The 1,003-nt window shown below is 28.8% G+C and carries 1 protein-coding gene; it reads left to right on the top strand.

Translation table 11 applies throughout. From position 1 onward, the window contains the following. Positions 1–35 precede the first annotated feature (35 nt). On the top strand, positions 36–293 hold the full coding sequence (locus tag ACFQ13_RS06285; protein WP_386115326.1) for a hypothetical protein: 258 nt from the start codon (positions 36–38) through the stop codon (positions 291–293). Positions 294–1,003: the final 710 nt, after the last annotated feature.

Genomic DNA, 1,003 nt, shown 5'->3' with positions numbered 1-1,003 from the left:
CATACACAAACACGTTGTACACCATTTGAGGAAAAATGAGAAAGTCAAAACTTTGGGAGCAAGTTAATCGAATTCTTTGGGAAGATTGGGACCCAATCGGAATTAATGATTCAGGTCCTGAAGATGAATATTCTGGATACGTTCCTTCTGTAATAAAACTTCTGAATCGAGATGCTGACGAAAATAAGATTGCGAAGTTATTACTTGAACACGCAAACATAAATATGGGAGGCTCAACAATATTAGAAGACCATTTAAAAGTTGCTAAAAAACTAAAACAATTAAATTATTAATAATAAGTTGGGACATTGTACTCAATCAAAAATTAAAAGTGTTATTAAATTAATTAATGAGATATACAATTCAAATTTGGTTGTTTACAGTAATAAGTTCACCGCTTCTTTTAGCAATTATATTAGGAATTATATTAGGAATTATAATTAACGAATCGAAATTGAATGAAATTTTGAATTCCTATGAAATGATTCTCTTAATGATACTCTTCGGTTTGTTTCTATCAATACCAGCAATGGTAGTTTTTTGGCTAATACAGAGAAAACTGAACTCGAAAATATCGATATGGAAAAATAAAATAATTTTGAGTATATATTCTTTCTTATCTGTCTGGTTGACTTTCTATTTTGTTGACAATGGATTTATAACAAGATGGTCGGAACAAACAATTTGGGTTTTAATATATTCATTGACAATATCAATTGGAGTTTGGATTTTTAAATATCCAAATGAAAAAATAATTTAATAAAAAAACGGTGTACAACAACGTGTATAATTAATTGCTTTGGTCGTTGCTTATTTGGAAAATTCCTTCGGAATTTTCTCGCGTTCGTTTTTGTTTACTAAATTAGTTGCTGAAACACGCAACTAACCATACACAAAACCGTTGTAACACATTTGAGAAAAACTAAAGACATATTAATTTTCGTATTTGCTATAATTGTAGTTTCGGCTTTAACTTATGTGATTTTTTTATTCTTTTATGTTC

This window comes from Winogradskyella rapida (assembly GCF_042675845.1).
In the GTDB taxonomy this organism is placed as follows: domain Bacteria; phylum Bacteroidota; class Bacteroidia; order Flavobacteriales; family Flavobacteriaceae; genus Winogradskyella; species Winogradskyella rapida.
Note: the sequence above shows the minus strand (reverse complement) of the source record. Positions and strands in the feature narration are given on the sequence as shown.

Bases quoted from the DNA above. Each gene is read 5' to 3' on its own strand.
- ACFQ13_RS06285 (WP_386115326.1), top strand. From the start codon at position 36: ATGAGAAAGTCAAAACTTTGGGAGCAAGTTAATCGAATTCTTTGGGAA.